Source organism: Micromonospora sp. RB23 (assembly GCF_053585025.1).
Genome location: NZ_CM132111.1, coordinates 3,215,209 through 3,241,501, shown reverse-complemented (window position 1 = coordinate 3,241,501; position 26,293 = coordinate 3,215,209). Strand labels below are relative to the sequence as shown.

At 71.3% G+C, this 26,293-nt stretch carries 30 protein-coding genes and 2 pseudogenes; 17 read left to right on the top strand and 15 right to left on the bottom strand.

Translation table 11 applies throughout. The features are described 5' to 3' along the window. Positions 1 to 14 precede the first annotated feature (14 nt). Together ACTFTM_RS14885 and ACTFTM_RS14880 are read right to left on the bottom strand one after the other, a co-directional pair. Positions 15 to 1,769 (bottom strand): thiamine pyrophosphate-binding protein, encoded by a 1,755-nt coding sequence (locus tag ACTFTM_RS14885; RefSeq protein ID WP_449566362.1) that lies wholly within the window; start codon positions 1,767 to 1,769, stop codon positions 15 to 17. Further along, positions 1,762 to 2,886, bottom strand: coding sequence for a baeRF2 domain-containing protein (locus tag ACTFTM_RS14880; protein ID WP_449566361.1), 1,125 nt, complete (start codon positions 2,884 to 2,886; stop codon positions 1,762 to 1,764). The genes ACTFTM_RS14885 and ACTFTM_RS14880 overlap by 8 nt, the downstream gene beginning before the upstream one ends. A gap of 142 nt (positions 2,887 to 3,028) precedes the next feature. On the opposite strand from ACTFTM_RS14880, the gene ACTFTM_RS14875 reads away from it, so the two are divergent. Beyond that, positions 3,029 to 3,577, top strand: a complete 549-nt coding sequence (locus ACTFTM_RS14875) for a hypothetical protein (protein WP_449566642.1) — start codon at positions 3,029 to 3,031, stop codon at positions 3,575 to 3,577. An 18-nt stretch (positions 3,578 to 3,595) separates the two neighbouring features. On the opposite strand, the gene ACTFTM_RS14870 is transcribed toward ACTFTM_RS14875, so the two are convergent. Continuing rightward, a complete protein-coding gene (locus ACTFTM_RS14870) occupies positions 3,596 to 3,934 on the bottom strand; it encodes a DUF3817 domain-containing protein (protein ID WP_449566360.1) in 339 nt (112 codons plus the stop codon). Positions 3,935 to 4,118: 184 nt separating this feature from the next. Here ACTFTM_RS14870 and ACTFTM_RS14865 point away from each other — a divergent pair, with 184 nt between their 5' ends. Beyond that, a complete protein-coding gene (locus ACTFTM_RS14865) occupies positions 4,119 to 5,597 on the top strand; it encodes a glutamate--cysteine ligase (RefSeq protein ID WP_449566359.1) in 1,479 nt (492 codons plus the stop codon). 97 nt (positions 5,598 to 5,694) lie between these two features. Here ACTFTM_RS14865 and ACTFTM_RS14860 read toward each other — a convergent pair whose 3' ends face one another. The 3 genes from ACTFTM_RS14860 to ACTFTM_RS14850 form a co-directional block, all read right to left on the bottom strand. Beyond that, positions 5,695 to 6,081, bottom strand: coding sequence for a DUF2267 domain-containing protein (locus ACTFTM_RS14860; protein ID WP_435206913.1), 387 nt, complete (start codon positions 6,079 to 6,081; stop codon positions 5,695 to 5,697). A gap of 196 nt (positions 6,082 to 6,277) precedes the next feature. Beyond that, complete coding sequence (locus ACTFTM_RS14855) at positions 6,278 to 7,450, bottom strand: zinc-dependent alcohol dehydrogenase (RefSeq protein ID WP_449566358.1); 1,173 nt, start codon at positions 7,448 to 7,450, stop codon at positions 6,278 to 6,280. A 24-nt stretch (positions 7,451 to 7,474) separates the two neighbouring features. Beyond that, on the bottom strand, positions 7,475 to 8,425 hold the full coding sequence (locus ACTFTM_RS14850) for an SRPBCC family protein (RefSeq protein WP_449566357.1): 951 nt from the start codon (positions 8,423 to 8,425) through the stop codon (positions 7,475 to 7,477). Positions 8,426 to 8,635: 210 nt separating this feature from the next. Between ACTFTM_RS14850 and ACTFTM_RS14845 the strand changes: the two genes are divergently transcribed. Next, a complete protein-coding gene (locus ACTFTM_RS14845; RefSeq protein WP_449566356.1) occupies positions 8,636 to 9,007 on the top strand; it encodes an SCP2 sterol-binding domain-containing protein in 372 nt (123 codons plus the stop codon). A 5-nt stretch (positions 9,008 to 9,012) separates the two neighbouring features. Then, positions 9,013 to 11,055, top strand: a complete 2,043-nt coding sequence (locus ACTFTM_RS14840) for an amylo-alpha-1,6-glucosidase (protein WP_449566641.1) — start codon at positions 9,013 to 9,015, stop codon at positions 11,053 to 11,055. Here ACTFTM_RS14840 and ACTFTM_RS14835 read toward each other — a convergent pair. Beyond that, positions 11,052 to 11,759, bottom strand: coding sequence for a helix-turn-helix domain-containing protein (locus tag ACTFTM_RS14835; RefSeq protein ID WP_449566355.1), 708 nt, complete (start codon positions 11,757 to 11,759; stop codon positions 11,052 to 11,054). The genes ACTFTM_RS14840 and ACTFTM_RS14835 overlap by 4 nt on opposite strands. Positions 11,760 to 11,990: 231 nt before the next feature. Here ACTFTM_RS14835 and ACTFTM_RS14830 point away from each other — a divergent pair, with 231 nt between their 5' ends. The 3 genes from ACTFTM_RS14830 (at position 11,991) to ACTFTM_RS14820 (ending at position 14,738) form a co-directional block, all read left to right on the top strand. Continuing rightward, complete coding sequence (locus ACTFTM_RS14830) at positions 11,991 to 12,656, top strand: DUF4097 family beta strand repeat-containing protein (RefSeq protein ID WP_449566354.1); 666 nt, start codon at positions 11,991 to 11,993, stop codon at positions 12,654 to 12,656. Positions 12,657 to 12,683: 27 nt separating this feature from the next. Further along, positions 12,684 to 13,502 (top strand): alpha/beta fold hydrolase, encoded by an 819-nt coding sequence (locus ACTFTM_RS14825; protein ID WP_449566353.1) that lies wholly within the window; start codon positions 12,684 to 12,686, stop codon positions 13,500 to 13,502. Positions 13,503 to 14,021: 519 nt separating this feature from the next. Next, positions 14,022 to 14,738: a carbonic anhydrase gene (locus ACTFTM_RS14820; protein ID WP_449566352.1), complete on the top strand. Its 717-nt coding sequence runs from the start codon at positions 14,022 to 14,024 to the stop codon at positions 14,736 to 14,738. On the opposite strand, the pseudogene ACTFTM_RS14815 reads toward ACTFTM_RS14820, so the two are convergent. Beyond that, positions 14,634 to 14,965: pseudogene (locus ACTFTM_RS14815) on the bottom strand (DUF5990 family protein). The gene ACTFTM_RS14820 and the pseudogene ACTFTM_RS14815 overlap by 105 nt on opposite strands. Before the next feature lie 79 nt (positions 14,966 to 15,044). On the opposite strand from ACTFTM_RS14815, the gene ACTFTM_RS14810 reads away from it, so the two are divergent. Then, on the top strand, positions 15,045 to 16,136 hold the full coding sequence (locus ACTFTM_RS14810; protein WP_449566351.1) for a winged helix DNA-binding domain-containing protein: 1,092 nt from the start codon (positions 15,045 to 15,047) through the stop codon (positions 16,134 to 16,136). A 32-nt stretch (positions 16,137 to 16,168) separates the two neighbouring features. On the opposite strand, the gene ACTFTM_RS14805 is transcribed toward ACTFTM_RS14810, so the two are convergent. After that, positions 16,169 to 16,741: a hypothetical protein gene (locus ACTFTM_RS14805; RefSeq protein WP_449566350.1), complete on the bottom strand. Its 573-nt coding sequence runs from the start codon at positions 16,739 to 16,741 to the stop codon at positions 16,169 to 16,171. 250 nt (positions 16,742 to 16,991) lie between these two features. Here ACTFTM_RS14805 and ACTFTM_RS14800 point away from each other — a divergent pair, with 250 nt between their 5' ends. Continuing rightward, on the top strand, positions 16,992 to 17,663 hold the full coding sequence (locus ACTFTM_RS14800) for a DUF4396 domain-containing protein (RefSeq protein ID WP_449566349.1): 672 nt from the start codon (positions 16,992 to 16,994) through the stop codon (positions 17,661 to 17,663). Positions 17,664 to 17,673: 10 nt separating this feature from the next. Here the strand turns inward: ACTFTM_RS14800 and ACTFTM_RS14795 are convergent, their stop codons facing one another. Then, positions 17,674 to 18,588 carry an SDR family NAD(P)-dependent oxidoreductase gene (locus ACTFTM_RS14795; RefSeq protein WP_449566348.1) on the bottom strand — a complete coding sequence of 305 codons (915 nt, stop codon included), beginning with the start codon at positions 18,586 to 18,588 and terminating at the stop codon, positions 17,674 to 17,676. 101 nt (positions 18,589 to 18,689) lie between these two features. Here ACTFTM_RS14795 and ACTFTM_RS14790 point away from each other — a divergent pair, with 101 nt between their 5' ends. From ACTFTM_RS14790 to ACTFTM_RS14760, 7 genes and pseudogenes are all read left to right on the top strand, one after another. Beyond that, positions 18,690 to 19,355: a TetR family transcriptional regulator gene (locus tag ACTFTM_RS14790; protein ID WP_449566347.1), complete on the top strand. Its 666-nt coding sequence runs from the start codon at positions 18,690 to 18,692 to the stop codon at positions 19,353 to 19,355. A gap of 80 nt (positions 19,356 to 19,435) precedes the next feature. Next, positions 19,436 to 20,128, top strand: a complete 693-nt coding sequence (locus tag ACTFTM_RS14785; RefSeq protein WP_449566346.1) for a S41 family peptidase — start codon at positions 19,436 to 19,438, stop codon at positions 20,126 to 20,128. A gap of 4 nt (positions 20,129 to 20,132) precedes the next feature. Then, a pseudogene (locus ACTFTM_RS14780) lies at positions 20,133 to 20,321 on the top strand (S41 family peptidase); the annotation flags it as partial. Between the two features lie 27 nt (positions 20,322 to 20,348). Further along, positions 20,349 to 21,152, top strand: coding sequence for an alpha/beta hydrolase (locus ACTFTM_RS14775; protein WP_449566345.1), 804 nt, complete (start codon positions 20,349 to 20,351; stop codon positions 21,150 to 21,152). A gap of 46 nt (positions 21,153 to 21,198) precedes the next feature. After that, complete coding sequence (locus tag ACTFTM_RS14770) at positions 21,199 to 21,576, top strand: DUF2089 domain-containing protein (RefSeq protein ID WP_449566344.1); 378 nt, start codon at positions 21,199 to 21,201, stop codon at positions 21,574 to 21,576. Between the two features lie 74 nt (positions 21,577 to 21,650). Then, positions 21,651 to 21,833, top strand: a complete 183-nt coding sequence (locus ACTFTM_RS14765) for a hypothetical protein (protein WP_449566343.1) — start codon at positions 21,651 to 21,653, stop codon at positions 21,831 to 21,833. An 11-nt stretch (positions 21,834 to 21,844) separates the two neighbouring features. Further along, the gene (locus ACTFTM_RS14760) at positions 21,845 to 22,267 is read left to right on the top strand and encodes an SHOCT-like domain-containing protein (protein WP_449566342.1); all 423 of its coding nucleotides are present in this window, start codon (positions 21,845 to 21,847) and stop codon (positions 22,265 to 22,267) included. Positions 22,268 to 22,606: 339 nt separating this feature from the next. On the opposite strand, the gene ACTFTM_RS14755 is transcribed toward ACTFTM_RS14760, so the two are convergent. Continuing rightward, positions 22,607 to 22,954, bottom strand: coding sequence for a GlsB/YeaQ/YmgE family stress response membrane protein (locus ACTFTM_RS14755; protein ID WP_449566341.1), 348 nt, complete (start codon positions 22,952 to 22,954; stop codon positions 22,607 to 22,609). 110 nt (positions 22,955 to 23,064) lie between these two features. On the opposite strand from ACTFTM_RS14755, the gene ACTFTM_RS14750 reads away from it, so the two are divergent. Continuing rightward, positions 23,065 to 23,706 carry a hypothetical protein gene (locus tag ACTFTM_RS14750; RefSeq protein ID WP_449566340.1) on the top strand — a complete coding sequence of 214 codons (642 nt, stop codon included), beginning with the start codon at positions 23,065 to 23,067 and terminating at the stop codon, positions 23,704 to 23,706. Between the two features lie 28 nt (positions 23,707 to 23,734). On the opposite strand, the gene ACTFTM_RS14745 is transcribed toward ACTFTM_RS14750, so the two are convergent. The 4 genes from ACTFTM_RS14745 to ACTFTM_RS14730 all read right to left on the bottom strand — a co-directional run bounded on the left by ACTFTM_RS14745 (position 23,735) and on the right by ACTFTM_RS14730 (position 26,239). After that, positions 23,735 to 24,100, bottom strand: coding sequence for a VOC family protein (locus tag ACTFTM_RS14745; protein WP_449566339.1), 366 nt, complete (start codon positions 24,098 to 24,100; stop codon positions 23,735 to 23,737). 166 nt (positions 24,101 to 24,266) lie between these two features. Further along, positions 24,267 to 24,803, bottom strand: a complete 537-nt coding sequence (locus tag ACTFTM_RS14740; protein WP_449566338.1) for a TetR/AcrR family transcriptional regulator — start codon at positions 24,801 to 24,803, stop codon at positions 24,267 to 24,269. Positions 24,804 to 24,923: 120 nt separating this feature from the next. After that, positions 24,924 to 25,841: a hypothetical protein gene (locus ACTFTM_RS14735; protein WP_449566337.1), complete on the bottom strand. Its 918-nt coding sequence runs from the start codon at positions 25,839 to 25,841 to the stop codon at positions 24,924 to 24,926. Continuing rightward, entirely contained in the window at positions 25,838 to 26,239 is a 402-nt protein-coding gene (locus ACTFTM_RS14730; RefSeq protein WP_449566336.1) for a hypothetical protein, read from the bottom strand. The genes ACTFTM_RS14735 and ACTFTM_RS14730 overlap by 4 nt, the downstream gene beginning before the upstream one ends. Between the last annotated feature and the right edge of the window lie 54 nt (positions 26,240 to 26,293).

Sequence of the window (26,293 nt, the reverse complement as noted above, 5' to 3'; positions counted from 1 at the left end):
CTGGCGCAATGGGCCTAAACGAGATCCTCGACGGCCACGGCCTGCTCCACCTGCTCCCGGACGCGCCGGGCCGGTTCCCCCTCGTCGTACAGGCCACGCAGGTCGGCGAAGGCCGGCTCCGGGGGCGCCAGCGAGACCGCCGGGTCGACGACGGCCTCCAGGACGCAGGGCCGGTCCGCGGCGAGCGCCTCGTCCCAGGCCGCGCCGACCAGCTCCGGACGGTCCACCCGGACGCCGTGCAGCCCGAGCAGCCGGGCCCAACCCGCGTACGGGACGTCGGGGCGGCGGCGCATCGGGTCGGCCGACGGCTCCCGTCCACCGCCCATGCCGTTGTGGTCGCGGTTGTTGAGCACGAGCACCACCAACCGTGGGTCGGCCCAGTTCTGCCAGTGGTGCGAGACGGTGATCAGCTCGGCGAGACCGTTGAGCTGCATGGCGCCGTCGCCGAGCAGCGCGACCACCGGCGAGTCCGGCGCGGCGAGCTTGGCGGCCACCGCGTACGGCAGGGCGCAGCCCATCGAGCCGAGCGTGCCGCACAGCTGCGCGTTCACCCCGGGCGGCAGGACGAGGTGCCGGGCGTACCAGTAGAGGACCGAGCCGACGTCGACCGCGACCGACCCGGCGCGCGGAACCCGCGTGGAGAGTTCCTGGAGCACGAGCTGCGGGTTGATCGGTTCGGCCGGCGCGGCGGCCCGGTCGGCGGCGGTCGCGCGCCAGCGGTCGACGGTGCTCTCCACCGTCGCGCGCCACTGTTGGTGCGGCCGGGCAGGTACCCGTTCCAGCAGTGCCCGCAGCGTCTCGGTGGCGTCGCCGACCAGCGGCACGTCGGCCGGGTAGCGGCTGCCGATGCGGGTGCCGTCGATGTCGATCTGCACCGTGCGGGCCTGGTCGGGCATCGGGAAGTAGTCGGTCCACGGGTCGTTCGTGCCGACCAGCAGCAGCGTGTCGCAGCCGCCCATCAGCTCGGCCGCCGCCGGTGTGCCGACCTCCCCGAGCACCCCGGCGTGAAACGGCAGACGCTCGTCCAGGATCGGCTTGCCCAACAGCGACGTCGCCACCCCGGCGCCGAGACGGTCGGCCAGCTCGACGATCTCGGCGGCGGCGCCCCGGGCGCCCTGACCCACCAGGATCGCGGTGCGCTGGCCGTTGCCGAGCACCTGCGCGGCGGCGTCGAGGTCCACCTCGTGCGGCAGCACCCGGGCCAGCGGCTCACCGGGGGTCGCCGTGATGACGCCCGCCGCGTGCGTCCCCAGGTCGGGCACCAGGGCCTCCTGGAGGTACCGCGGCAGCACCACGCACGTCGGGCTGCGCGTCGCCGCGGCGGTACGGAACGCCCGGTCCAGCAGCGCGGGTACGGATTCGGGGCTGCGGCCGTACTGGACGAACTGGTTGCACACGTCGCCGAACAGTCGGCTCAGCCCGATCTGCTGGTGCGCGCCGCCGAGCGGCCCGGTGATGTCCTCACCGACGATCGCCACGACGGGCTTGCTGTCGAGCTTGGCGTCGTAGAGGCCGTTGAGCAGTTGCACCGCGCTCGGCCCCTGGGTGGCGAGGCAGACCCCGATGCCCCCGGTGAACTTGGCGTGCCCGGTGGCCATGAACGAGGCGGTCTCCTCGTGCCGGGCCGGGATGAACGCCGGGTCTCCCCCGGACCGTTCCAGCGCCTCGATCAGCGAGGCGATCGCCGCGCCGGGGTAGCCGAAGGCGCGCGGGACCCGCCAGGCCCGCAACCGCTCGACCACCAGGTCCGCGACGCGCCGCTCAGCCATTGCCGCGCCCCGGTGTGCCTTCGTCGACGTAGCGCAGCACCGCCCCGACGCCGTCGGTGAGCTGGGGCGCCTCGTCCGCGCCGAGCACCGTCAACGCCGCGTCGGTGCCGACCAACGCCCGGACCAGCGCCGCGTCGGCGCGTACCCGCTGCGGGTCGTCGACCGACATCGCGCTCAGCTGGGCCGGGTCGACGGCGATCTCGGTGGGCTCCGGACCGATCCACAGCTCGCCGTTGGCCGACGGGTCGTCGACGATGATCATTGTGTCGACCTGGTTGCGTTGCAGGGCCGAGACGACCGCGTCGAGGCCGGCGCCGACGTCCTCCTGCACGCCGAACTTGTCCAGCGCGGCGGTGATCCGCTGGTCGGCGACCTCGGCGATGGTCTGCACCGTGAGGTCGTCCAGCAGCGTCTGGTCCGCGCCGCCGGCCCGGGAGCCGGCGTCCGTACGGACGACCAGGTCCTGCCAGCGCGGCGGCATCTGCGCGGCGATCATCCCGGTGGCCCGGACGTCACCGGCCACCACCACGACGTCCGCGCCGACCCGGTCGGCCAGCTCCACGGTCGCGGCGGTGACGTCGCCGGCGTTCTGGTGCCACGCCTCCATGGCGGCCCGCTGGTAGCGCGACTGCGACCAGCCGCCGGGCTGGACCCGACGCAGCGGGAAGCTGTCCCGGCCGGCGACGTGCGCCCGTCGGGGTACCCCGCCCGCGCTGACCGCGACGGCGTCGCCCCCGGTCCGGTCGGCCACCACCCGGACCCACGCCACCTGCTCGCCGCGCGCGGCGAGCAGCGGCATGACGTGCGGCAACGGTCCGAAACTCGCCAGGTCGCGCAACGGCGGCGCGGACAGGTACTCGGAGAGCGCCACCCGACCGTGGCTGGCGAAGACCGCCAGGCCGTAGTCCCCGACCATCGGGTCGTGACCCCGGACCACCCGGTCCAGCGCGGCGATGCTCGCCTCGTCCGCCCCCTGTTCGGCCAGGCGGCGTTCCAGAGCGCGCCAGCGCAGGTCCAGCGCCGGGTGGGCGTCCTCCGTGTCCGCGGAGGCGTCCAGGTACACCGAGCACCACGGCCCGGGTCGGTCGTAGAGCGGGCGCAGGAAGGACAGCTGCATGCTCGACCCCTTTCCAGCTCGGCCCCCCGCTTACCCGGGTGGCCCGGGATGTCACCTCGCGGGCGTGAGCCCGTGACCAGGTTTCATTCACGTCGTTCAACCGGGGACGTCGATACGATCAGTGAACACAAGCGGACTCTCGGTGGTGGAGATGGACAGCGGACTCGATACCCGACGGATCGTGCACCCGACGGAGCGGATCGTCACCGGACGGCTGGTCCGCCTGCTCGACGGCTACACCCGCGAGATACGCGTCGGTCAGCCGGTGCTGGTGGCGGTGCTCGCCGCGGCGGCGTTCGCCCGGCTGCCGGCCCTGCTGCTGCGCACGCTGTTCTCCTTCGGCGGCGGGGGCGCCCGCCGGCGCTGGAAGGAGCTGAAGCAGGGCCCGGCGTACCTGGTCACCCCGGTACGCCTGCGCAACACGGCCGGTCAGCTCTGCGAGGTCGAGTTGCACGGGCACCTGCCGCAGAGCGCCCTGCACCCGGCCGACCAGGTGCAGCTCACGCTCCGTCCGCAGCGCGACCCGGAGCTGCCGCCCCGCATCGAGCGGATCGTCAACCTGACCACCGGGCAGTTGCTCACCCCGCGTACGGCGACGCTGTGGTCACACCTGGGGCCGCCGCTGCTGTTGCAGGCGGTCATCGGCGCTCTGCTGCTGGCCGGCGTGGTGGCCTGTTCCGCGCTGACCTGAACGCTCGGCGGCGGCGGGTCAGCCGACCGGCGTGGGCTCGCGGGTCGGCTGGTCCACGCTGCCGAGCATGCCCCGGCGGTGGGCCCAGCGTTCGAAGATCAGGGTGGCGAACGGCGGCACCGCGCACGCCAGCGCCACGACGGTCACCGACAGGCGCCAGCGGCGCAGCCGCGCCACCGCGAGCACCAGCAACCCGTACGCGATGAACAGGCCGCCATGAATCGGGCCGAAGATCTTGACGCCCAGCTCGTTGCCGGGTGGACCGTACTTGACGGCCATCCCGGCCAGCAGGGCCAGCCAGGAGCAGGCCTCGGCGATCGCCGCCGCGACGAACAGCCGGGTCACCTTCTCGCGCATCCGGACGCCACCACCTCTCGGGCGGTAATGCTAACGGCGCCGGCCGTTCGCGGTCCCGTCGACCACACAGCGTGCGACAGGGGTCACGGGGCCCACCACTGGGTAGGAAAGAACCCTCGGGTCTTCCCCGCTCGCACGGCCGCGTGCGAGGTTAGGGGGAACCAGCGGTGACAGGGCGGTGACCATGGGCGAAGACGTCGGCGTACGGACCTTCAGTCGGGAGGATCGGGCCCGCTACCGCGAAAAGGTGCGGAACTGCCTGGATGTCTTCGCCGAGATGCTGCGGGAGTCGCGGTTCGACATCGACCGGCCGATGACGGGGCTGGAGATCGAGCTGAACCTCGTGGACGAGGCGTCGAATCCGGCCATGCGCAACGCCGACGTGTTGGCGGCGATCGAGGACCCGAGTTTCCAGACGGAGCTGGGCCAGTTCAACATCGAGATCAACGTGCCGCCGCGCCGGCTGACGGGCACCGGCACCGCCGACTTCGAGGAGCACGTGCGGGCCAGCCTCAACGCCGCCGAGCAGAAGGCGCGGACGGTCGGCGCGCACATGGTCATGATCGGCATCCTGCCGACGTTGCGTCCCGAGCACCTCACCGCCGAGACGCTCTCGGCCAACCCGCGCTACAAGCTGCTCAACGAGCAGATCTTCGCGGCCCGCGGCGAGGACCTGCCGATCGCCATCTCCGGCGTGGAGCGCCTGGCGGTCACCGCCGACACGATCACCCCCGAGGCGGCCTGCACCAGCACCCAGTTCCACCTCCAGGTCAGCCCGGCGCAGTTCGCCGACTACTGGAACGCCGCCCAGGTGGTCGCCGGCATCCAGGTGGCGCTCGGCGCGAACGCGCCGCTGCTGTTCGGTCGGGAGCTGTGGCGCGAGACCCGCATCCCGCTGTTCCAGCAGGCCACCGACACCAGGCCGGAAGAGATAAAAGCCCAAGGGGTACGCCCCAGAGTCTGGTTCGGCGAACGGTGGATCACCAGCGTCTTCGACCTGTTCGAGGAGAACGTCCGCTACTTCCCGGCGTTGCTGCCGGTGTGCGACCCGCAGGACCCGGCGCAGACCCTGGCGGCCGGTGAGGTGCCCAACCTCGCCGAGCTGCGGCTGCACAACGGGACCATCTACCGCTGGAACCGCCCGGTGTACGACGTGTCGCGCGGCCGGCCGCACCTGCGCGTGGAGAACCGGGTGCTGCCGGCCGGGCCGACCGTGCTGGACACCATCGCCAACGGCGCGTTCTACTTCGGACTGGTCCGCGCCCTGGCCGAGTCGGACCGGCCATTGTGGTCGCAGATGTCGTTCAGCGCCGCCGAGGAGAACTTCACCAGTTGCGCCCGGCACGGCATCGACGCGCAGGTCTTCTGGCCCGGCCTCGGCTACCTGCCGGTCACCGAGCTGGTGCTGCGCCGGCTGCTGCCGATGGCGCACCACGGTCTGGACCGGTGGGGCCTCGACCCGGCCGAGCGGGACCGCCTGCTGGGCGTCATCGAGCAGCGTTGCCTGACCAGCCGCAACGGCGCGACCTGGCAGGTGGCGACGCTGCACCGGTTGGAGTCCACCGATCACCTGGACCGGCCGGAGGCGCTGCGCGAGGTGGTGCGGCACTACGTGGAGCTGATGCACAGCAACCGGCCGGTGCACGAGTGGCCCATCCCCTGACCATCGCCTGTCCTTCGTGGTCGACGCCGGGGCGGGGACCCTGACCGTGGAAGCCGGGGTCCGCGCCCGCTGACCCGGTGGTCGTGCGCCTCGACGCTCAGCCGCGTGGGGTGGGCACGCCGAACAGGTCGGTGATGCCGCCGGGCAGCTGGGCCAGCAGGTCGTTACGGTCGTCGTCGTCGAGCGCCTCGGCGACGGTGCTCAGCACGACGCGGGCGTGCTCGCGTACCTGGTCCGCGTTCGCGACCTGCTCCCGGTCGCCCACGTGCTTCAGGAAGTCGCCGACGTCCCATCGCCGGCCCTGCGGGTTACGGGTGACGGAGGCGTTCAGTCGGTCCGGCAGCTGCGCCGCGAGGTTGTCGGCCTCCTGTCCGGCGAGTCGTTCGCCGAGCACCGACAGGACGGCCTGCACGGACCGCACGGCCTCGTTCTCACCGAGACCCCCGCGCTGTCGTACGGTGGCGATCATCTGCTCGTAATCCATGATCCGCTTCCTCCCGTCTCCTGCGCCTCCTGAACAGACGCGTAGGCCGGACGAACGGACGGCGTTCCCGAGCCCCCCGACCACAAACGCGCCCCGCTCTGTCGCGCCGATCTTGCGGTTTCGGTTGTCGACCTGGGGGTGTTTAGCCCCTTGTGTCGCCGCAGAAAGTGCAAGATCGGCGAGGAAGGGGGCCGGGTCAGACCTTGAGGAGCACCTTTGTGCAGTTTTCCTGTTTCTTCTGGAAGATCCGGTAGCCCTTGGGGGCGTCGCGCAGCGGCATGCGGTGGCTGACGATGAAGCTCGGGTCGATCTCGCCGCGCTGGATGCGCTCCAACAGTGGGCGCGTGTACCGCTGCACGTGGCACTGGCCGGTCCGCATGATCAGTGACCGGTTCATGAAAGCGCCCATCGGGAACTTGTCGACGAAGCCGCCGTACGCGCCGACGACCGACACCACTCCCCCGGACCGGCAGGCCAGGATCGCCTCCCGCAACGCGAACGGCCGTTCCGTCTCGGTCCGCGTGGCCTGCTTGGCCCGGTCGTACGCGTACATGGCGGGGTTGCCGTGGTGTCCCTCCAGGCCGACCGCGTCGATGCACGCGTCGGGGCCCCGGCCGGCGGTCATCTCGTTGAGGGCGTCCAGCACGTCGACGTCCTCGTAGTTGATCGTCTCGGCGTCGGCGTGCTCGGCGGCGAGCCGCAGCCGGTACGGGAACCGGTCGATGACAATCACCCGTTCCGCGCCGAGCAGTCGGGCGCTGGCCGCGGCGAGCAGCCCCACCGGTCCCGCGCCCCAGACCGCGATGACCTGTCCGGGTTTGATGTCGCACATCTCGGCGCCCATGTAGCCGGTCGGGAAGACGTCGGCGAGCATGACGGCCTGGTCGTCGGGGATCTCGTCGGGCACCTTGAGCGGGCCGACGTCGGCGAACGGCACCCGCGCGTACTCGGCCTGGCCGCCCGCGTACCCGCCGAGGAGGTGGGAGTAGCCGAAGATGCCGGCCGGCGAGTGGCCCATGACCTTCTCGGCGATGCCGGCGTTCGGGTTGGAGTTCTCGCACACCGAGTAGAGGCCGCGCTGACAGGAGGAGCAGTGCCCGCAGGCGATCGGGAACGGCACCACCACCCGGTCGCCGGGCTTGAGGTTCCGCACCTGCGGACCGACCTCCACCACCTCCCCCATGAACTCGTGGCCGAGGATGTCGCCCTTGCGCATCGCGGGGATGTAGCCGTGGTAGAGGTGCAGGTCGGAGCCGCAGATCGCGGTGGTGCTGACCCGCACGACGGCGTCCCGGGCGTTCATGATCGTCGGATCGGGCACGTCGATCACCTTGACGGTGTCGGTGCCCATCCAGGCGGTGGCCTTCATTGGTTCGTCCCTTCGGGGATTCGGTCAGTGACGGGACGCCGGCAGCGGCTGCGCCGGCCGCTGCATGGCCTGCTGGCGTACGGAGATGCCGGTCGGGCTGCCCTCGGAGCGGACCACCTCGCCGGTCTCCAGCACCTGCTTGAACCGGCGCAGGTCGTCGCGGACCTGCTGCTCGGGCTCCTCGCCGAAGAGTTTCGCCACGGCCCGGCCGAGCGCGCCCGCCGGTGGCGCGTAGCGCAGTTGCACCCGGACCTCGGTGCCACGATCGCCCGGAGCGGGTACGAACGCGACCCGACCGGCGTTGGCCACGCGGCTGCCGGGCAGTGACCGCCAGGTGATCGACCTGTTCGGCTGGTCGTCGATGATCTCGGCGTCCCACTCGACGCGGCGGCCGGCCGGTCCACGGGCGACCCAGTGCGAGATGCGCAGGTCGTCGGCGCGTACCGACTCCAGGTGCGCCATGAACCGGGGCAGGTTCTCCATGTCGCGCCAGAACCGGTACGCCTCGGCGGGTGAGCGGTTGACCGTCACCGCGATCTCCATGCGGATCATTCGCGCCCGCGCCCGATGGGCACGCCCGGCGACGATCGCGGCGGCGACGTCCAGTGCCGTGATACCGGCGATCGCGGCCGTGGTCAGGGCCAGGCGGCGGCGTCGCTCACCCCGCCGGTCGGCCATCGCCCGGCCCAGCAGGGTGAGGTCGAGGGCGTCTCCAGCGACCCGGGTCCACGCCCAGCCGGCCGGGCGGCGGCCGGCGAGCAGACCGACGGCGTGGATCATCTCCCGCGTTCCGACGGCGGGGATCACCGCCTGCGCGGCAGGTGAGTCGTCGACGCCGGTCACGCGGGCCAGGGTCCGGGGCGCGGCCAGTGCGCCCACGCCCAGGGCCAGGCTCAGCAGACCCAGCGCCCGCGTCGCCGCGGTCGGCACCGGGCCGTCCAACTCTGGCAGGAGCATGTTGTCGACCCGGTCCATGAGCCGGTCCCTTCCGGTTGGCGTCGCCGCGGCGGGCAGCGGTGTCCGTCCTGGTGACGGTATGCGGTCGTTGTGGGCTCTGCGCCCGGTTCGGGCAGAACCCCGGAACCGCAGTCCGCCCATCACCTTCAGTCAGCATCCGGTCGGAGCGTTAGGAACGCTTCGCAGCGGGTAGCCGTCGTCCGCTCTTTGCCGGAGCCGGGAGGTGGGATGACGGCGACCAGCGACTTCTTCGAGCGGCTGGCCGCCGCGTGCCAGGATCCACGGTTCAGCAAGGTGTGTGGAAGTGTGCGCTTCGACATCTCCGACGGGGACGACCTGGAGCAGTGGCTCCTGGTCATCGACCACGGCAAACTACAGGTGTCGCAGAGCGGGGACGCCGCCAGCACCGTCATCAAGGTGTCGGCACAGGTGGCGGAGTCGATGGCGCGCGGCGAGGTGAACGGGTTGGCGGCGATCGAGCGCGGCGAGATCCTGGTCGACGGCGACCTCTCCCTGGCGCTGCGTATCGGGCGGCTGTTTCCCCGTGCGGGAGAGGGTGACGCGGGAGCCGACCAGCCGACGGCGACCAGCGCGCCGTGAGGGACATCCCGGGCACGGTGTCCTGCATCGACGGCAACACTTTCATCGTGTCGGACGCCAGTGGGGACGTGGAGTCGTCCCCCGCAACCCCGGTGGGGCTGTTCGCCAACGACACGCGCTATCTGTCCCGCTGGGTGCTCACCCTGAACGGCGAGCGGCTGGCCGCCCTGTCGGTGGACGACAGCCAGTACTACGAGGTCACGTTCTTCGTGGTGCCGGGCGGGGCCGTCGACTACGTGGAGGCGGACGTGTCCGCGATCCGGCGACGACGCATCGGCCCGGACCTGACCGAGACGCTGACGATCTTCAACTACGGCCAGGGAGTGGTCGACCTCGACGTACGGCTGGAGGTCGAGGCCGACTTCGCCGACATCTTCGAGATCAAGTTCGACATCCAGGACAAGGCGGGCAGCTACTACACCGACGTCGAGCCGAACGAGTTGCGGGTCGGTTATCGACGCGGGACGTACCGGCGTGAGGTCGTGGTGTCGACGAGCGAGTCGGCCACGATCGACGCGCGCGGCCTGCGGTACGCGGTGCGGCTGCGGCCCGGAGAGCAGTGGGACACCCGGTTGCAGGTGGTCATGCGGGCGCTGCGACCGGACGGCGTCGACCTGCGCACCGCCCTGCGCGCCCTACGCCCGCACGAGTCGACGCTGCCGGACAGCGTGCGCGAGTGGGTGGCGCAGGCGCCGACGTTGGACACCGAGAGCGCCACCCTCCAACAGGTGTACCACCGCAGCCTGGTGGACCTCGCTGCGCTGCGCTTCGCGCCGCTGTCGCTCAGCGGCGCTGCCGTACCCGCGGCGGGACTTCCCTGGTTCATGACCCTGTTCGGCCGCGACAGCCTGTTGACCTGCCTCCAGACGCTGGCCGTCACGCCGTCGCTGGCCCCGCCGACGCTGCGGATCCTCGCCTCGCTCCAGGGCGCCCGCTCCGACGACGTCCTGGAGGAGGACCCCGGCCGCATCCTGCACGAGCTGCGCTACGGGGAGTCGGCCGCGTTCGAGGAGCAGCCCCACTCCCCGTACTACGGGACCGTCGACGCGTCGCCCCTGTTCGTGGTGCTGCTCGACGAGTACGAGCGCTGGAGCGGCGACACCGCGTTGGTGATGGAGTTGGAGCAGGAGGCTCGCGCGGCCCTGGCCTGGGTCGACGAGTACGCGGACCTGACGTCGACCGGCTACGTCTGGTACCAGCGCCGCAACCGGGCCACCGGCCTGGACAACCAGTGTTGGAAGGACTCCTGGGACAGCATCTCCTACGCCGACGGCCGGCTGCCCGGGTTCCCGAGGGCGACGTGTGAGGTCCAGGGGTACGCCTACGACGCCAAGCTCCGGGGGGCGCGGCTGGCGCGTACGTTCTGGGGCGATCCCGCCTATGCCGAGCGGCTGGAACGGGAGGCGGCGGCGCTGTACGAGCGCTTCAACCGGGACTTCTGGCTTGAGGACCGCGGCTACTACGCCCTCGCCCTCGACCACGACGGCACTCCCGTGGACAGCCTCTCCTCGAACAACGGGCACCTGCTGTGGAGTGGCATCGTGGCGCCCGACCGGGCCGCGCGGGTGGTCGAGCACCTGATGGGTCCGGCGCTCTTCTCCGGCTGGGGTGTGCGGACCTTCGCCGCCGGGCAGAGCCGCTACAACCCGCTCGGCTACCACAACGGCACCGTCTGGCCGTTCGACAACTCGTTCATCGCGTGGGGCCTGCGCCGTTACGGGTTCCTCAGCGAGGCGGGTCGTATCGCCGAGGGCATCCTGTCGGCCGCGACCTACTTCCAGGGCCGCCTGCCGGAGGCGTTCGGCGGCTTCGACCGCAGCACCACCCGGTACCCGGTCCGGTATCCCACCGCCGGCAGCCCCCAGGCGTGGTCCAGCGGGGCGCCGATGCTGCTGCTGCGCACGATGCTCGGCCTCGACCCGCACGAGGACCACCTGGCCGTGAACCCCGCGCTGCCGTCCGCCTTCGACCGGATCGCGCTGCTGGACATCCCCGGGCGCTGGGGACGCGTCGACGCGTACGCCCGCCACCGCCCGGACCGGAACTAGCGTGCGTGCAGGACGTCGCGGGCCTGCTCGGCGGCGCGGGTGATGCTCTCGCTCATGAAGTCGAGGAAGCGGGCGACGTTCTCCAGGCGGGCGGCGGCGGGGGTGTGCGGGCCGAGGACGGCGACGCCCTGGCGTGCCGTCGCGGAGAGTTGGTCGTTCGCCCGGGCGCTGGCGATCGTCGCCTGGTAGAAGAGTTCGGTGTCGACGACGTAGCGGTCGCGGCGGCGCTCGTCGCGCTCCCGGCGCACGAGACTCTGACCCTCCAGGAAGCTGATGGCCTTGGAGATGGACGCCGGGCTGACGTGTAGGCGCTGGGCCAGGTCCGCCGCGGTGAGGCTGCCCGTGTCGGTGGTGAACAGGCAGGTCAGCACCCGGGCCCCCATCTTGTTCAGGCCGGATGCCATGAGGACGGTGGTGAACGAGTCTTCGTACTCGGCGACGGCCTCGACGTCGCGACCGTGCGGCTGCGCGATCGACTCGCCGGTCCGGGAGGCGGCGGGCACGCGGCGGCGGGCGCGGCGTTCGGTGGCACGGTGGGCGAGGTCGGCCCGGTAGGCGTTCGGGCCGCCGTTGCGCAGCACCTCGCGGGTGACGGTCGAGGTCGGACGGTCGAGGCGTCGGGCGATCTCGGCGTACGAGAGGCTGTCGGCCAGTCCCGACGCGATCTGCTGACGGTCCTGCTGGGTGAGCCTGCCTCCCGGCACGGGAATCTCCTCGGTGGTCGTCCTCGATGGCACTGCCACCATAGCGTTCACCGTCAGCCTATTGCAATGGCGGCGAGGCCGCGCGTTGCTTTATCTACAGAGCGGTTGCAACGTTTACGGTTGTTTGAGCTGCTATTACTTGCTTTATACGCAACAAGGTTGTTGCCACTGAATGGAAAGCAACGTAGCGTTTCCGATATCAGAAAGCAGCAACGAGCACCGGAGAACAACGTGCAGAGCTTCGCCACCCCCGCCCCCATCGCCGCCGTCCTGGACATCCCGGCCGGACGCGTCCAGGTCATCGCCGCCGACCGCGCCGACACCACCGTCGAGGTCCGGCCCGCCGACGCCGGCCGCGGCCGCGACACCCGGGCCGCCGAGCAGACCACCATCGTGTACGCCGACGGCGTCCTGCGGGTCACGACCGCGTCCCCCGCCAACCAGCTCCTGGGCGCCACCGGCTCGGTGGAGGTCACCGTTCAACTGCCCGCCGACTCGCGCGTCGAGGTCAGGGCCGCCAGCGCCGAGCTGCGCGGCGTCGGACGCCTCGGTGACGTCACCGTGGACGGCGCGTACCGCCACATCAAGGTCGACGAGGCGGCGAGCATGCGCCTCACCGCCGTCGACGGCACCGTCGAGGTCGGTCGGCTCAACGGCCCCGCCGAGATCAGCACCACGCGGGGCGACATCCGCATCGCGCAGGCAACGCGCGGCCGGCTCGTGCTGCGTACCCAGTCCGGTGACATCTCGGTCGCCGCCGCCGGCGGCGTCTCGGCCGCCCTGGACGCCGGCACCGGCCACGGGCGCATCAGCAACGCCCTGGTCAACCACGGCAGCGCCGACCTCGACATCCACGCCACCACCGCGCACGGCGACATCACCGCCCGCAGCCTCTGAACCCCAACCCCTTGAAGGAGTACGACAATGACGACCAACAACCCCTCCTCGACCAGTTCGCCGTGGACCGGCATGGTGCCGGTCGACGACACCGCCCTGGCCGTCACCGACAGCGGCGGCACAGGTGTCCCGGTGGTCTTCCTCAACGGCCAGTTCGCCACCCAGGGCTACTGGCGGCACGTCCTGGCCGACCTGGGCACCCGATGGCGGCACATCACCTACGACGAGCGGGCCCGCGGCAGAAAGTCGGGGCGCTCGGCGGACTACTCGTTCGAGGCGGCCGTCCGGGACGTCGACGCGGTCCTCGCCGCTCGAGGCGTCCAGCGGGCGGTGCTCGTCGGCTGGTCGTACGGGGCTGTCGTCGCCGCGCACTGGGCGAGCCGCAACCCCGATCGCACCATCGGCGCGGTCCTGGTCGACGGCGCGTTCCCGCACGACTGGCTGGACGACGCCATGGAGCAGCGCATCCGCAAGCTGTTCCGGCGCATGCGCTTCATCGCGCCGCTGCTGCGCCCGACCGGCCTGATGCCGCGGATGTCCGCCGCCCAGCAGGCGGAGAGCAACATCGAGCTGGGCCGGCTGTCCCGGGAGCGCGAGCTGGGCCCGGTGCTCGACGGCATCGCCGTCCCCGTGCGGTACGTGGTCGCGTCGGGAACGTCCTTCGGCAGCAAGGGTGACGAGCAGGAGCGCATCCGCGCCAGCCTTGACGAGGTGACGGCCCGCAACCCGCACATCCGCATCCACGCGAAGGTGGCCAGCAACCACGGCGCGATCCTCAAGAAGGACTTCACGGCCGTCGCACAGGCGGTACGCGAGGTCGCCGCCCTCGACAGCACGGAGCGCTGAGCCCTGGCCCGTCCTGCCTCAGCCCCGGCTGCCTCGCCGATGCGTGGTGGCCGGGGCGTCGGCGGCCTCACGGACCACCACAGACCAGGGACGCAGGTGCGGATGCGTGGGGTCCTCGCCGCTCACCCAGCGGGCGACAGGCCGGTGGCCCACGTCCTGCTCGCGCCCTTTGGAGCTGACTCGTTTACGACATCGCCGGCCACGCCACGGCCAGCACGGGCGGGCGGAGCGCCATGGTCGGCACGGGCAGCGGAGGCCACGGTCGGCACGGGCGGCCGAGCGCCACGGCCGGCACGGCTCGCGAACCGAAGGGGTCGGCCTCGACCTTCGTCTCGCCCAGATCAGCGTGGGGCGCCGGCATGCCGCTGATTCGTCTGTGACATCAGCTCCAAAGGGACCATGCACCACCCACCCACCTCGCGGCCACCGGCGATCGGTCGACGCCGAAACGTCGAGTTACCACTGTGGACGGATCATGGTAGGAAGGAGGCGATTCGCCACACACCCGGGAGGACCGTCGTGGGTCGTACTCATGTGTCTCGCCGTTCCCTGCTGGCCGCCGGTGGCGCGACGGCCGTCGCGCTCGGCGCGGCCGTCGCGGGCCCGTCCGCGGCCAGCGCCGCCGCGCCGCCCGCCGACGATCCGGTCGGTACGCCGGCCGAGGCGCTGCGTCGACTGCTCACCGGCAACCACCGCTTCACCAGCGGTCACGGCCGGCACCCGCACCAGAGCCTGGACGACCTGCACCGCCTCGCCGCCGGCCAGCACCCGTTCGCCATCACGGTCGGTTGCGCGGACTCCCGGGTCGCGCCCGAGGTGCTGTTCGACCAGGGGCTCGGTGACCTGTTCGACAACCGGGTGGCCGGCAACATCGTCGACGACCTGCTGCTGGGCAGCGTGGAGTTCGCCGTGGAGGAGTTCGGCAGCCTGCTGATCGTCGTCCTCGGGCACGAACGCTGCGGCGCGATCACGGCCACCATCGACACCATCCGCAGCGGGGGCACCGCTCCCGGACACATCGGCACCATCGTCGACAGCCTGCGCCCGGTGGTCGAGCCGGTGCTGAACCAGCCCGGCGACCCGGTGGAGAACGGGGTTCGGGCCAACATCGCCGCCCAGGTGCGGGCGCTCTCAGCCCGCAGCCCGATCATCGCCGAGAAGGTGCGCCAGGGCGCTCTGCGGGTCGTGGGCGCCCGCTACGACCTGGACAACGGTCGGGTCTCGCTGGTCGCCTGACGCCATCTCTCCCCGGTCGTCCGTCTCGTACGGGCGGCCGGGGCCGGCCGCGTCCGTCAGCCCCAGCCTGCTCACCAGCAACCCACCGCCCTCGTGGGCGGCGCGCAGCAGGGTGGTCGGGATGTCGGTGAACATCAGCTTCGCCCGCCGGACATCACGAACCCGTCATCGGTCACCGTGCCCCAGCTCAGGTAGAGGAACCGCGCTCCGGGTCGTCCATGCGCCACCGACTCTAGTTTCTCGGCGTCGACCGCCCCCCGCGCGGCCGTTCACCGCGAACTGACCGCTCGCAACTAGGGTGCAGTCATGGTCGATCGTCGCCAGGTGATGAACTTCCGGGTCCGGGCCCAGCAGCTCGACCGGGACGAGGGCACGCTGGCCGACACCGCCGTCCTGGACATCGGCGTGCAGAACACCGGCCCGGACGGCGCCCGCTGGGCCCTCGCCGTCCGTGGCGTCGATGTGACCGCCCTGTCCGACGCCGACGTGGTCCTGCTCTGGACGGTGCGGGGCGCTCCACACCTCTACCGCCGGGCCGACGTCGGGCAGGTGGTGGCGGCGGTCGAGCCGTTCTCCGACGCCGACGCGGGCAAGCGCATCTACGACGCCGCGAAGCCGTTGAAGGCCGCGGGCATCGGCAACCTCGCCGCCCTCGACGCGGTGGCCGCCGGCATGCGCTCGATCGTCACCACGCCGACGGTCAAGGGCGACGTCTCCGGCCGTCTGGCCACCATGCTGCCCGAGCCGTACCTGCGGTTCTGCCGGCCGTGCGACGCCACGCACCTCTACGAGATGCCGTTCCGGCTCGCCGCCGCGCGGGCCGGGCTGGAGTTGCAGCTCGACACGTCACCTCCGGTTCTGCGGCGCATCACCGGCTTCCGCAGGGCGTCCGCTCCGGGTGTCCGGTTCGACCTCGTCCGCGCGTACCTTCGTCTGCTCGGCCCGGCCACTCCGAAGCAGGTGGCCGACTATCTCGACGCCCCGGTCAAGGACGTGAAGGCCCGCTGGCCCGACGACGTTGTCGAGGTGACGGTCGACGGCGAGACCCGCTGGCTGCTGGCCGCCGACGAGCAGGCGTTGCGGTCGGCCGAGATCAGCACGACCCGCCTGCTCGGCCCGTTCGACCTGTTCCTCCAGGCGAAGGACCGGGCGACGCTGGCACCGGACGCCGCCCACGCGAAGGAGTTGTGGCCGGTGCTGGGTCGCCCCGGTGCGGTCCTGGTCGACGGCGAGATCGTCGGCACGTGGCGTCCCCGCAAGTCCGGCCGGACGTTCACTGTCGCCGTCCAGCCCTGGCACAACCTGTCGACCAGCATGCGCGACGCCATCACCGCGCAGGCCGAACGCCTCGCCGCGCACCGCCGCGCACCGCTCGCCGACGTCGACTTCGCCACCTGACGACGCCCGCCGGGCGGCACGCGGCGGCACCGTCAACGCGGCGACCGTGTACGCCGGTAGTAGGACCACCCGGCCAACGGCAACGCGACCGCCCAGACCAGGAGCAGCGGAAGGCCGATCAGGACACCCGTCGGGGTGAAGATGTCCTGCGTGCCGGGATCGGAGAGGTCGGCGGCGAACTGCCAGGGCAGGGTCGCCGCGTAGCCGATCAGCAGGGCGGACCCCAACACCGTCGGCGTGAGCGGCACCCATGGCGGCACCCGGTGGCCACGCAGCCACGGCACCCACCGGGGAAACGTACGTCCCCAGTCGCTGATCAGGCCGAGCGCCAGCACTCCCCCGAGCCCGGCGAGGACGCACAGCAGGCCGAGGTAGAACGCGCCGGCCGGCAGGCCCAGGAACCCGTCGACGGGGTGGTCTCCGACGCCGGGCCCGCGACCGTGGTACCACTCCTCGAACGGTTCGGCGTGTGCGAACAGCGGGATGCCGAGGATCCAGGGGACGTGTAGCGGGATGAAGCCCAGCACGGGCGCGATCCACGCCACATGACCGGCTCGGCGTGCCCACGGCGGCGGTGGCTGCGTTGCTTCCAGGCTCTGGTTCACGGTCGTCACTCCGTATCGATGCGGTGGTTTCCTCCGGTTCCACGCTGCGCTGCCGGCGGGCCCGGCGGATCCCCACGCAGAGGGAGCCGGGTCCCCGTGCCCGGGGGCGCGGCCCGCGCGACGAACGTCCGATCCACCGGTACGGGCGGGTGCGAGATGGGAGACTGTGGGCTGCCGTCGGCAGTCAGTTGACCCCCTCCACGTTCGGCCGCGACGCGCCGAGGCGTCGGTTGGAAAAAGGGGGGCGAGGATGCAGCCGGCCTGGCTCTCGACGCTCTCCTGGCTCTCGCTCGCGGTCGGTGTGGTCAGCTTCGTGATCGTCCTCGTCGACACCTACGTCTACGGGCACCGTCAGCCGGCCAGGGTCATGGAGATCGTCTGGCTGGTGACCGTCCTGTACGTCGGCCCGGTGGCCGTCCACCTCTACTGGAACTGGGGTAGGCCCGAGGCGCTCGCGCCTCCACCGCCGAGGGAACGGCCCCACCGCGGCACCATCGTGACCCAGGTGTCCCGCTGCGGCGCGCACTGCGCTCTCGGTTTCGTCGTCGCCGAGGTCGCCCTGTACGGATTCGACCTGCCCCGGACCGCGCTGTGGATCGACTACGCGGGCGACTACCTGATGGCGGTGACGATCGCTGTTCTCTTCCGACTCTTCGAAAGTCCTCGTCGCCGCCTCACGCAGGTCTGGCGCGCGCTGGCGACCGTCGTGAAGGTGGAGCTGGTGACCATCACCGCGTTCGAGGTGGCGCTGTTCGCGTGGCTGACGCTGGCGCACCACATGGTCTTCCCGGAGCCACCGCTGCGGCTCGACAGCCCTACGTTCTGGTTCGCCGGCCAGATCGGATTGATCGCCGGTTTCGTCACGGCCTGGCCCGCCGCCTCCTGGCAGATCGGCCGAGGAAGGAGCGTCGCGGCACGCTGACGCGGCACGGTCAGACCTCGGCGGCTGCCCGGCCGATCGGGAACCGTACGCCGGTCAGCTCCTCCGAGACGTCCCAGAGGCGTTGCTGCACGGCCAGGTCGTAGGACTCGGGGCTGGACGTGACCAGCTTCGGGTGGCCGCGCACCTCGCCCAGGCCGTCGGGGCCGTAGTACTGCCCACCGAGAACGGACGGGTCGGTGGCGGCGCGCAGGGTGGGCAGCGCGCCCGCCGCAGCGGGTTGGGTGAGCACCGGAGCGAGCGCGGTGATGGGCGCGCGGACGAGCGTCGGGGAGTTGCGGACCAGTTCGGTGTCGGAGACGCCGGGGTGCGCGGCCACCGCGACGGTGGTGCCGCGCGGGGCGAGCCGGCGCTGCAACTCGTAGGTGAACATCAGGTTGGCGAGCTTCGACTGGCCGTACGCGCCGACCCGGCTGTACGACCGCTCCCAGTGCAGGTCGTCAAAGTGAATGGCGGCGCGGATGCGGTGGCCGACGCTGCTGACCGTGACCACCCGGGAGCCGGGCACCGGCAGCAGCAGATCCAGCAGTAGGCCGGTGAGCGCGAAGTGGCCCAGGTGGTTGGTGCCGAACTGCATCTCGAAGCCGTCGCGGGTGGTCTGCTTCGGCGTGTACATCACGCCGGCGTTGTTGATGAGCAGGTCGATCCGCGGGTGGGTGGCGCGCAGCCCGGCCGCGGCGGCGCGCACCGACTCCAGCGAGGTCAGATCCAGTTCCTGTACGGAGACGTCGCCGCTCATCCGGGCGGCGGCGCGCTTGCCCTTCTCGGTGTCGCGCACGGCCAGCACGACCGAGGCCCCGCGCTCGGCGAGGAGCCGGGCGGTTTCGAAGCCCAGGCCGGTGTTGGCGCCGGTGACCACGGCCACCCGGCCGTCCTGGCGCGGAATCTGCTGCTCGGTCCACTTCATCTCAGGCTCCCAAGGTACCGCCGGTAAGTTATGCGGGAAACGCTAATGTACCGCCGGTACGCTGTCAAGAGACCGCCGGTACCTAAGTTAGGGTTGACGTCATGACCTTCCAGCGGGCGCGCAGCGAGGAGCAGCGCGCGGTCCGTCGCCAGGCGATCCTGGAGACGACCTCGGCGATGCTCGACGAGATGCCGGTGGCCGACGTGACCCTCAACGAGCTGAGCCGGCGGGTCGGCCTGGCCAAGACGGCGGTGCTGCGGTACTTCGAGTCCCGCGAGGCGGTGCTGCTCGACCTCCTCGACGACCGGACGACGACCTGGCTGGCCGAGCTGGAGCAGGAGTTGGTCCAGGGCGTCGACCCCAGCCGGTCCACGTCGGAGCGGGCCGAGCAGGTGGCCGATGTGCTCAGTCGATCGCTCGCCGCCCAGACGGTGCTCTGCGATCTCTTCGGCGCGCAGGGCGGGGTGCTCGAACACAACGTCTCGGTCGAGGCGGCCCGCCGGCACAAGCGGGCCTCGCTGGCCAATCTCGCGGTGATGGCCGACCTGCTGCGGCGGCACCTGCCCGAGATCGGTGACCGCGCCGACCTGTTCTGTCTTCAGGTCCTCCTGGTGGCCGGCGCGTTCTCCGCCTACAGCACGCCGCCGCCGAGCCTGCTCGCCGTCTACGAGTCCGAGCCCGCGCTCGCGGTCTACCACATCGACCCGCGGACAGCCCTGCGCATCGCGATCATCACGCAGCTCGTGGGCATCCTGCCGCGCCCCTGACTCCGACCGCCCGCACTTCCGCGGCTGAGCGCGCGATATTCAATGGTCCTGACGCCTCGTACGGTCTATCGTGGCCCGCCATGCTGTCAAACGAAGAGATCATCGGACAGGCCCTGGACCGGATCGAGGCAGGGTACGTCTTTCCTGCGAAGGTCGCGGACATCGATTCCGCGATCCGGCGTCGTCTCGCGGCGGGCGAGTACGACGACCTGGACGGGCAGGCGCTCTGCGAGACGGTGACCGCCCACCTTCAACAGGTGTGCCCCGACAAGCATCTGCGGCTGCTGTGGTCGGACCAGCCGCAGTCGCTGGATCCGGCGGACGAGGACGGCGGGAAGGCGGCGTTCCTCGCGCTGCTGCGGGCGGAGAACCAGGGCATCCGCCGGGTCGAGCAGCTGGACGGGAAGGTCGGGCTCATCGACGTGCGGCGCATCGCGTACGCCGACGCGGGGGCCGACGTGATCGGCGCGGCCATGCAACTGGTCGCCCTCAGCACGGCGCTCATCCTGGACCTGCGCGCGTGTTCCGGCGGAGCGCCGGAGGGAGCCGCGATGTGGTGCAGCTACTTCTTCCGCGACGACCAGGTGCACCTCAACGACTTCTACGAGCGTTCCACCGGCGCCACCCGCCAGTTCTGGACCGCCGCGCACCTTCCCGCGCCGCGCTACGTGGACCGTCCGGTCTTCGTGCTCACCAGCGCGTCGACGTTCTCCCTGGGGCGAGGACGTCGCGTACACCCTCCAGGCGCACGGTCGAGCCGTCGTCGTCGGTGAGACGACCCGGGGCGGCGCGCACCCGACGGCTCGCCACGCGGTCACCGAGCACATCCTGGTGACCGTCCCGACCGCCCGGACGATCAACAGCGTCACCGGGACCAACTGGGAGGGCGTCGGCGTGGTCCCCGACGTACCCGTACCGGCCGACCAGGCTCTCGACACGGCGCTCAAGGCCATCGCGGACGCCTAGGGCATGCGGCCGAGATCGGATGCCGCCATGCCGGGGACCTGTCGTACGTCCTCGACCTCGTATCGGGCCGACGATGGCAGTGAGCTACCCCTGCTGGTCTTCGAGCCGGACGACGGCACGCCGCCGCGCGCCGGCATCGTCCTGTTCCACGGCGGCGCCCTGCGCGGCGGATCGCCCGACGGGCTCGCGCCACACTGCCGGGCACTGGCGTCGCGGGGAATTTTCGCGGTGTCGGCCGGGTACCGGCTGCTCGACCAGGGCGCGACCGGCATCGACGACTGCCTCACCGACGTGCGGCGCGCGGTCGCGCGGTTCGGCCGGCTGGCTGCGTCGCGCGGGCTCGAAGCGGGGCACCTGGCCTCGGGCGGCAGCTCGGCCGGCGCTCACCTGGCGATGCTGGCGGCCCTGACGCCGTCCCGCACGGCACCGGAGCCCGGGGTCGCGGCCGTGGTGGCCCTCAATCCGGCGGGACTCGACCTGGGCGTCCTCGCGCCGGACGCGCAGCGCCGCCTGGAACGGCAGGTTGGCCTCGACGCGGGCAGGCTGATCGAGTATTCGCTGATCGAGTGGGTCCGGCCGGGCAGTCCGCCGACGCAGATCCACCACGGCACCCGCGACGAGGTCGAGCCGATCGACTCCGCGCGGTGCTTCCGCGACGCGATGACGCGCGCCGGCAACGAGTGCGCCCTCCTCGAGTACGAGGACGCCTCACACGGATTCCACTACCCCGGCGCCGGTGGGCGCTTCGACGACGTCGTGGACGCCACGACGCTGTTCCTCCTCGGGTACGCAGCACCACAAGCCCCTTCCACCCAGAATCAAGAAAATTAAGTTCTGAGTCTTGGAAGTTGAGGATTATTAAGCTAGAACTTTAGGTATGACAGAGCAGGCGATGGACTGGCAGGAACTGACCAGCCTGACGCGAGGGCAGCCGTTCGTCGTCGAGCGAGTGCGCCTCGCCAGCAACGGCGTCGCGATCGAGGGCTCGTTCGAGCTACCGCAACTGGCGCAGCTCAACGTCGAGGACCAGGTCTTCGTCACGGCGTTCGTGCGCTGCCACGGTTCGATCAAGGAGATGGAACGCATCTTCGGCGTGAGCTATCCGACGATCAAGTCGCGGCTCAACCGGATCACGCAGATGCTCGACTTCGTCGAGACCGATCCCGCGCCGTCCCGGGCTGACATCATCGACCGGTTGCGCCGCGGCGAGATCACCGCACAGCAGGCGCTGGCCGAGCTGGACGGCCGCTCATGATGCCCCAGCTGGTGACCGTCAGGGTCGATCGCTCGGCCCGCCGACCCGTCCGTCTCTGGGTTCCGGTGCTCCCCGTGGCGCTCGTACTCCTTCCGATTCTGGTCCTGGTCGTCCTCGCGGCGATCGTGGCCTGCCTCGTGTTCCGCATCCGTGTGATGCGGGCGCTCGGTGCCGGCTGGCGCGTTGTCTCCGCGCTGCCCGGTGCCCGCTTCGACATCGAGCAGGGCCGCTCGGCCGTGCTCGTGGCCATCCGATAGGAGAGGTTCGCATGACCGAACAACGCAAGGACATCCTCGACATGCTGGCCGCCGGCAAGATCACGGCCGAGGAGGCGGAGCAGCTCATCGCCGCCCTCGAACGGGACGCGGCACCGGCGTTGGCAGGCCCCGACGCCCGGCCGAAGGGCAAGGTGAAGTACCTGCGGGTGGTGGTGGACGCCACCGACAACGGCGAGCCGTCGCGGGTCAACGTGCGGGTGCCGCTGCAACTGCTGCGGGCCGGCGTACGGCTGGCGGCGCTGGTGCCGCCGCAGGCCCTGGTCAAGGCCAACGCCTCGCTCAGCGACTCGGGCGTGCCGATCGACCTGACGCAGCTCAAGCCCGAGCAGTTGGAGGCGCTCGTGGAGCACCTCGACGACGTGACCGTGGAGGTGGACTCCCCCGATGCCACCGTGCGGGTCTTCTGCGAGTAGCCGCCGTCCGACGGGACGGCCCCTCGAGAGGGTGCTGCAACACCCTCCCGAGGCTGCGCCCGCCGCAGCAGAGCACAGGTGATTTGCCAACCTGAAGTCTAGCCACTGACCAGCGATCAGCGGAGGGACCACTCGCCCGGGTGGTCCCTCCGCCGCGTCCGCCGCTACGCGCCCGCCCGTCCGCCAAGATCCGCGCAACTTCCCTGATACTGCCGCCTCGGCAACACGGGAGACAGCAACATCCCTGATGTTGCGCGGATCTTGGGCGGAGATCAGCTTGGCCGGGCACGCTGATCAGAGAGCCGGGCCCTGTCAGCCGCACCGCGACAACGCCGGCGATCAGGATTCGCGCTTGGCCTTGGTGCGCCGGGTCCGCCGACGAGGGGTGTCGTCACCGCCGGCGAGCCGGGTGAAGGTCAGCATGTTCGCCAGCGCCACGGCGACGATCGCGAGGCCGACCTGGATCGCGAGCACGATCCAGTCCCAGCGCAGCACCCACACCTTCACGCCGGCGTCGTCGTCGACGTGCAGTGCCCTGGCGACCACGGTGCCCAGCACCGCCGAGCCGACGCCGAGAACGAACGTGGCGAAGATGCCGATCCGTTGCCGCCCCGGCAGGATGAGCCGGCCGAGCAGGCCGACGAGGGCGCCGATGAGCACCGCGCCGAGATAACCGGTTACCAACATCGCTGTCGCTCCCCTTCCCGCAGTGCCGTCATACATGCCCGAATCTCACGTTCGCGGAAACCCCGCCCCGATAGGCTGACGGGCCTTCCACCCGTGACCGAAGGACGTTCATGGCCCGCCCGTACCACCCCGGACCGAAGCAGTTCGTGTTCACCGCCGGTGACGGCACCGCGCAGGACGTCTCGGTGGGCGACCCGCAGGAGGCCTACGAGGCGTTCTCGGCGTTCTTCCGGCGTCGCGAGTCCGACACGTACACGATCAGGGACGAGCCGGCGCGGCAGAGCCTCGTGCTCATGCCCCGCCCGGGGGTGATCTCCCGGTTCGAGGACGCCGACCCGCCCCGGTCGGCGCACCTGCTGGTCGACCGGGCCAACCGCTACCTTCCGAGCGCGATGCTGTTCTTCGAGAACGGCTATCGCGGCCTCGACCACTTCGGCCAGTGGTTCCCCGACCTCGCCGACCTCGACGCGTCACCGGAGACCCGCGGTGCCGCCCAGGCCGCCAGGATCACGACGGAGGCTGCGGCGCTCGACGAGGTAGCCCGGATCTGGGCGGATTCCGGCTACGTCGACCCGAGCGACCAGTACTACATCTTCTTCGACTCGAAGGACGCCGACGACGACCGCGCCGAGCGGGCCACCCTGCTCCCGCTGATCGAATTCCTCGGCCTCGAACGAGCCGACGCCGCCGGAGGTGAGGTCTGGGTGCGCACCGATTCACGCCTCGTCGCCGAATGCGCACGGTGGGCATAACCAGGTCGTCCGGCGTAAGCCGGTCGCGTCACCCGCGTAGGCAGAAGGGATGGCCGGCCGGGTCGCGCAGGACGCGGAAACGGTCCGGCGCGAACTGCTGCTCTTCTTTGACGGCTCCGAGTTCGATCGCGCGCGCCTCGGCGTCGTCGAGGCTGGCGGGGTCGTCGACGGCCAGGTCGAAGTGGATCTGCTGCGACCGCTCGCCCGAGGGCCAGTTCGGTTGCCGGTAGTCGTCGACGCGTACGGCGCCGAGGAACAGCGGACCTGCCTTGACCGCGCAGAAGTCCGGTGTCTGGACCGCGACCTCACCATCGAGCATGGCGGCCCAGAAGCGGGCCAGATCGGCGGGGTCGGAGCACTCCAGGTTGATCGCGGCGATGTGAGCTACCGGCATGGCTCCTCCACAGTGCGGAACACTGATCGACTCTATCAGCTAAAACGACGGTTCGCTCTCTTTACGCTCGACCCTTCTCCGCGCGGCTGCCACCGCCCCGCCCGTCGCCGTCCGGGGCCTGGACGAGCGCTCGCGGGCCGGCAGCGATCGGTCGCACCGGGCCCGGCTAGTCGTTGATGATCGCCATCAGCCCTGCGGAGTAGGGCGCGGGGTCCACGTCGCCGCGGACCGCCAGTTGCAGGCTGTAGCTGACGGACAGGGCCACGAACGCTTCGGCGATGTGTCCCGCTCGCGGGCGCTGGCGGTCGGGCACCAGCTCGGCTATCGCGGCCCGCATGGCGGCGAGCTGTCGTTGCACCACGGCCGCGAGCAGGGGCGACACCGCCGCCTCGGCATAGATCTGGGCGACCAACCGGGCATGGTGGGACTCCCGGGCCTGGGTACGCACATGCTCCAGGAAACCCCCCACCGCCTCGGCGGTGAGCGCCCTCGGCAGCGCGTCGGTCCCCTGCTCGCAGACCGCGACGACGATCTCGTCCTTGCTCGTGAAGTACCGGTAGATGGCTCCGTTGGAGAGCCCCGACTCGGCGACGATGTCGGCCATCGACGTGTGGGCGAAGCCGTGGCTGGCGAACCGGGCGCGGGCGGCAGCCACGATCTGCTGGCGGCGCGAGTCGAGATGGGCTTGGCTGACCCTGGGCATAAAGAGTGACCCCTCGTTTTTCTTGCTACTGTCGAGAGCGTACCTCCTCGCACCGGAACTCAGGAGGCCGCCCGGCAGATCCTCGAGGCCGTCGTCGACGCCGGCGGTACGTCGACATCTTCATGCCGCGCTTCCCCGACGGTCCTTGCGAAGCAGGCGGGTCACGGCCTCTCCGTCGGCCGTGCCGAAGGCGCCGTCGGTCGGATGTCCCAGCGCCGCGCCGAGGGTGCGTACGTGCAGGTCGACCACCGCCTCCACCAGGTCGGCCAGCAGGGACACCGTGTCACGGCCCTGTCGCCAGCCCGCAATGCACAGGCCGAGGCCGACGATCGCCGCGGGCCACCACAGCAGGCCGAGCGCCAGATACAGCAGCCCCCAGCCCACCCGTCGGGCGGCGGCGGCGAAGTCGGCCTGCGCGAGGGCGAGCGGTCCCCTGGTCTCCTCGGGCAGCAGCAACCACAGCCGGGGCCAGGCGGCGGCCAGGTCCAGGCCGTAGCAGGCCCCCACCCGTACCGCCGTGGCCTGCATCCGGTCACCGATCCAGGTCGGGCGGACCGGCTCGGTCAACGCGATACGGTCGCAGGCGCGGGCGAGCGCCTGGGTGTCCGGTAGCGGTCCGCCGTCGTCGTCGGCAGACCGCAACCGGCGTGCCTTGTCCCGCAGGGCGTTCTCGTAGCGGTCCATGGCCGCGTTCCACCGACGCCGCCGCCGGCGGATCACGGCATCGCCGACCCGACCCCAGCGCTGGGTCCACAGGGCCACGACCAGGCGTTCCAGGCCCTGCGCGGCCATCGCGGCGACGACACCGCCCAGCACGACACCGAGGACGATCAGCAGCGCGGACCCGGTGCCCCGGGCCGGTGGTCCGAGGGCGAGACGATCCACCTCCTGCCGCAGCAGCCGCAGGTCCCACCAGTGGGCGTGGCCGAGTCGCACCGCCGCGGCGACCATCGCCACGAACACCACACCGGGCAGCGCCAGTCCGGCGAGCCACCGCTCTGCCAGCTTTCCGCCGAGCGAGGCGATGAGCGCGTTCACCGGTCCATCCGGAACGTCGGCAGTGGGCAGTCGAACACGGCGCAGTGCGGCGACGGGCCCGCGTCCGGCCGGGGGATCTCGACCCGGTCGCACAGGTCGGCGGGGCACACCTGGACCACTTCCGGGCGGCGGCCGTGGATGCCGGCCAACGGCAGGTAGCGATCGCTCCGGACGGTGGTGTCACCACCGACCAGGCCACCGACGCGCATCAACTCGGTCACCTCGGCGAGCACCGCGTCCACGCTCTGGTCGGACAGCGACCGATCCCGCAGCCGCGTCAGGGCCCGGGCCGGCTCCGGCCCGAGCAGGTCGCCCACCTGCGCGATGTCCGCGCAGACCCGGGCCAGTCGAGCCGCCCGGTCGTCGTCGAGTCGCCTGTCCGGCACCGATTGACTCATCGGCTGATTATCTCCCGTCGATGTGGCGCACGGCTGGCAGGCTGGGGAGCAACC

What these genes read in the sequence shown, in the direction of transcription:
- ACTFTM_RS14790 (WP_449566347.1), top strand. Translation starts at nt 18,690, where the DNA reads ATGACCTTCCAGCGGGCGCGCAGCGAGGAGCAGCGCGCGGTCCGTCGC.
- ACTFTM_RS14855 (WP_449566358.1), bottom strand. Translation starts at nt 7,450, where the DNA reads ATGAAGGCCACCGCCTGGATGGGCACCGACACCGTCAAGGTGATCGAC.
- ACTFTM_RS14750 (WP_449566340.1), top strand. Translation starts at nt 23,065, where the DNA reads ATGGCCCGCCCGTACCACCCCGGACCGAAGCAGTTCGTGTTCACCGCC.
- ACTFTM_RS14740 (WP_449566338.1), bottom strand. Translation starts at nt 24,803, where the DNA reads ATGCCCAGGGTCAGCCAAGCCCATCTCGACTCGCGCCGCCAGCAGATC.
- ACTFTM_RS14870 (WP_449566360.1), bottom strand. Translation starts at nt 3,934, where the DNA reads ATGCGCGAGAAGGTGACCCGGCTGTTCGTCGCGGCGGCGATCGCCGAG.
- ACTFTM_RS14775 (WP_449566345.1), top strand. Translation starts at nt 20,349, where the DNA reads ATGCCGGGGACCTGTCGTACGTCCTCGACCTCGTATCGGGCCGACGAT.
- ACTFTM_RS14745 (WP_449566339.1), bottom strand. Translation starts at nt 24,100, where the DNA reads ATGCCGGTAGCTCACATCGCCGCGATCAACCTGGAGTGCTCCGACCCC.
- ACTFTM_RS14850 (WP_449566357.1), bottom strand. Translation starts at nt 8,425, where the DNA reads ATGGACCGGGTCGACAACATGCTCCTGCCAGAGTTGGACGGCCCGGTG.
- ACTFTM_RS14810 (WP_449566351.1), top strand. Translation starts at nt 15,045, where the DNA reads ATGGTCGATCGTCGCCAGGTGATGAACTTCCGGGTCCGGGCCCAGCAG.
- ACTFTM_RS14760 (WP_449566342.1), top strand. Translation starts at nt 21,845, where the DNA reads ATGACCGAACAACGCAAGGACATCCTCGACATGCTGGCCGCCGGCAAG.
- ACTFTM_RS14865 (WP_449566359.1), top strand. Translation starts at nt 4,119, where the DNA reads ATGGGCGAAGACGTCGGCGTACGGACCTTCAGTCGGGAGGATCGGGCC.
- ACTFTM_RS14845 (WP_449566356.1), top strand. Translation starts at nt 8,636, where the DNA reads ATGACGGCGACCAGCGACTTCTTCGAGCGGCTGGCCGCCGCGTGCCAG.
- ACTFTM_RS14880 (WP_449566361.1), bottom strand. Translation starts at nt 2,886, where the DNA reads ATGCAGCTGTCCTTCCTGCGCCCGCTCTACGACCGACCCGGGCCGTGG.
- ACTFTM_RS14795 (WP_449566348.1), bottom strand. Translation starts at nt 18,588, where the DNA reads ATGAAGTGGACCGAGCAGCAGATTCCGCGCCAGGACGGCCGGGTGGCC.
- ACTFTM_RS14770 (WP_449566344.1), top strand. Translation starts at nt 21,199, where the DNA reads ATGACAGAGCAGGCGATGGACTGGCAGGAACTGACCAGCCTGACGCGA.
- ACTFTM_RS14860 (WP_435206913.1), bottom strand. Translation starts at nt 6,081, where the DNA reads ATGGATTACGAGCAGATGATCGCCACCGTACGACAGCGCGGGGGTCTC.
- ACTFTM_RS14730 (WP_449566336.1), bottom strand. Translation starts at nt 26,239, where the DNA reads ATGAGTCAATCGGTGCCGGACAGGCGACTCGACGACGACCGGGCGGCT.
- ACTFTM_RS14885 (WP_449566362.1), bottom strand. Translation starts at nt 1,769, where the DNA reads ATGGCTGAGCGGCGCGTCGCGGACCTGGTGGTCGAGCGGTTGCGGGCC.
- ACTFTM_RS14800 (WP_449566349.1), top strand. Translation starts at nt 16,992, where the DNA reads ATGCAGCCGGCCTGGCTCTCGACGCTCTCCTGGCTCTCGCTCGCGGTC.
- ACTFTM_RS14825 (WP_449566353.1), top strand. Translation starts at nt 12,684, where the DNA reads ATGACGACCAACAACCCCTCCTCGACCAGTTCGCCGTGGACCGGCATG.
- ACTFTM_RS14785 (WP_449566346.1), top strand. Translation starts at nt 19,436, where the DNA reads ATGCTGTCAAACGAAGAGATCATCGGACAGGCCCTGGACCGGATCGAG.
- ACTFTM_RS14755 (WP_449566341.1), bottom strand. Translation starts at nt 22,954, where the DNA reads ATGTTGGTAACCGGTTATCTCGGCGCGGTGCTCATCGGCGCCCTCGTC.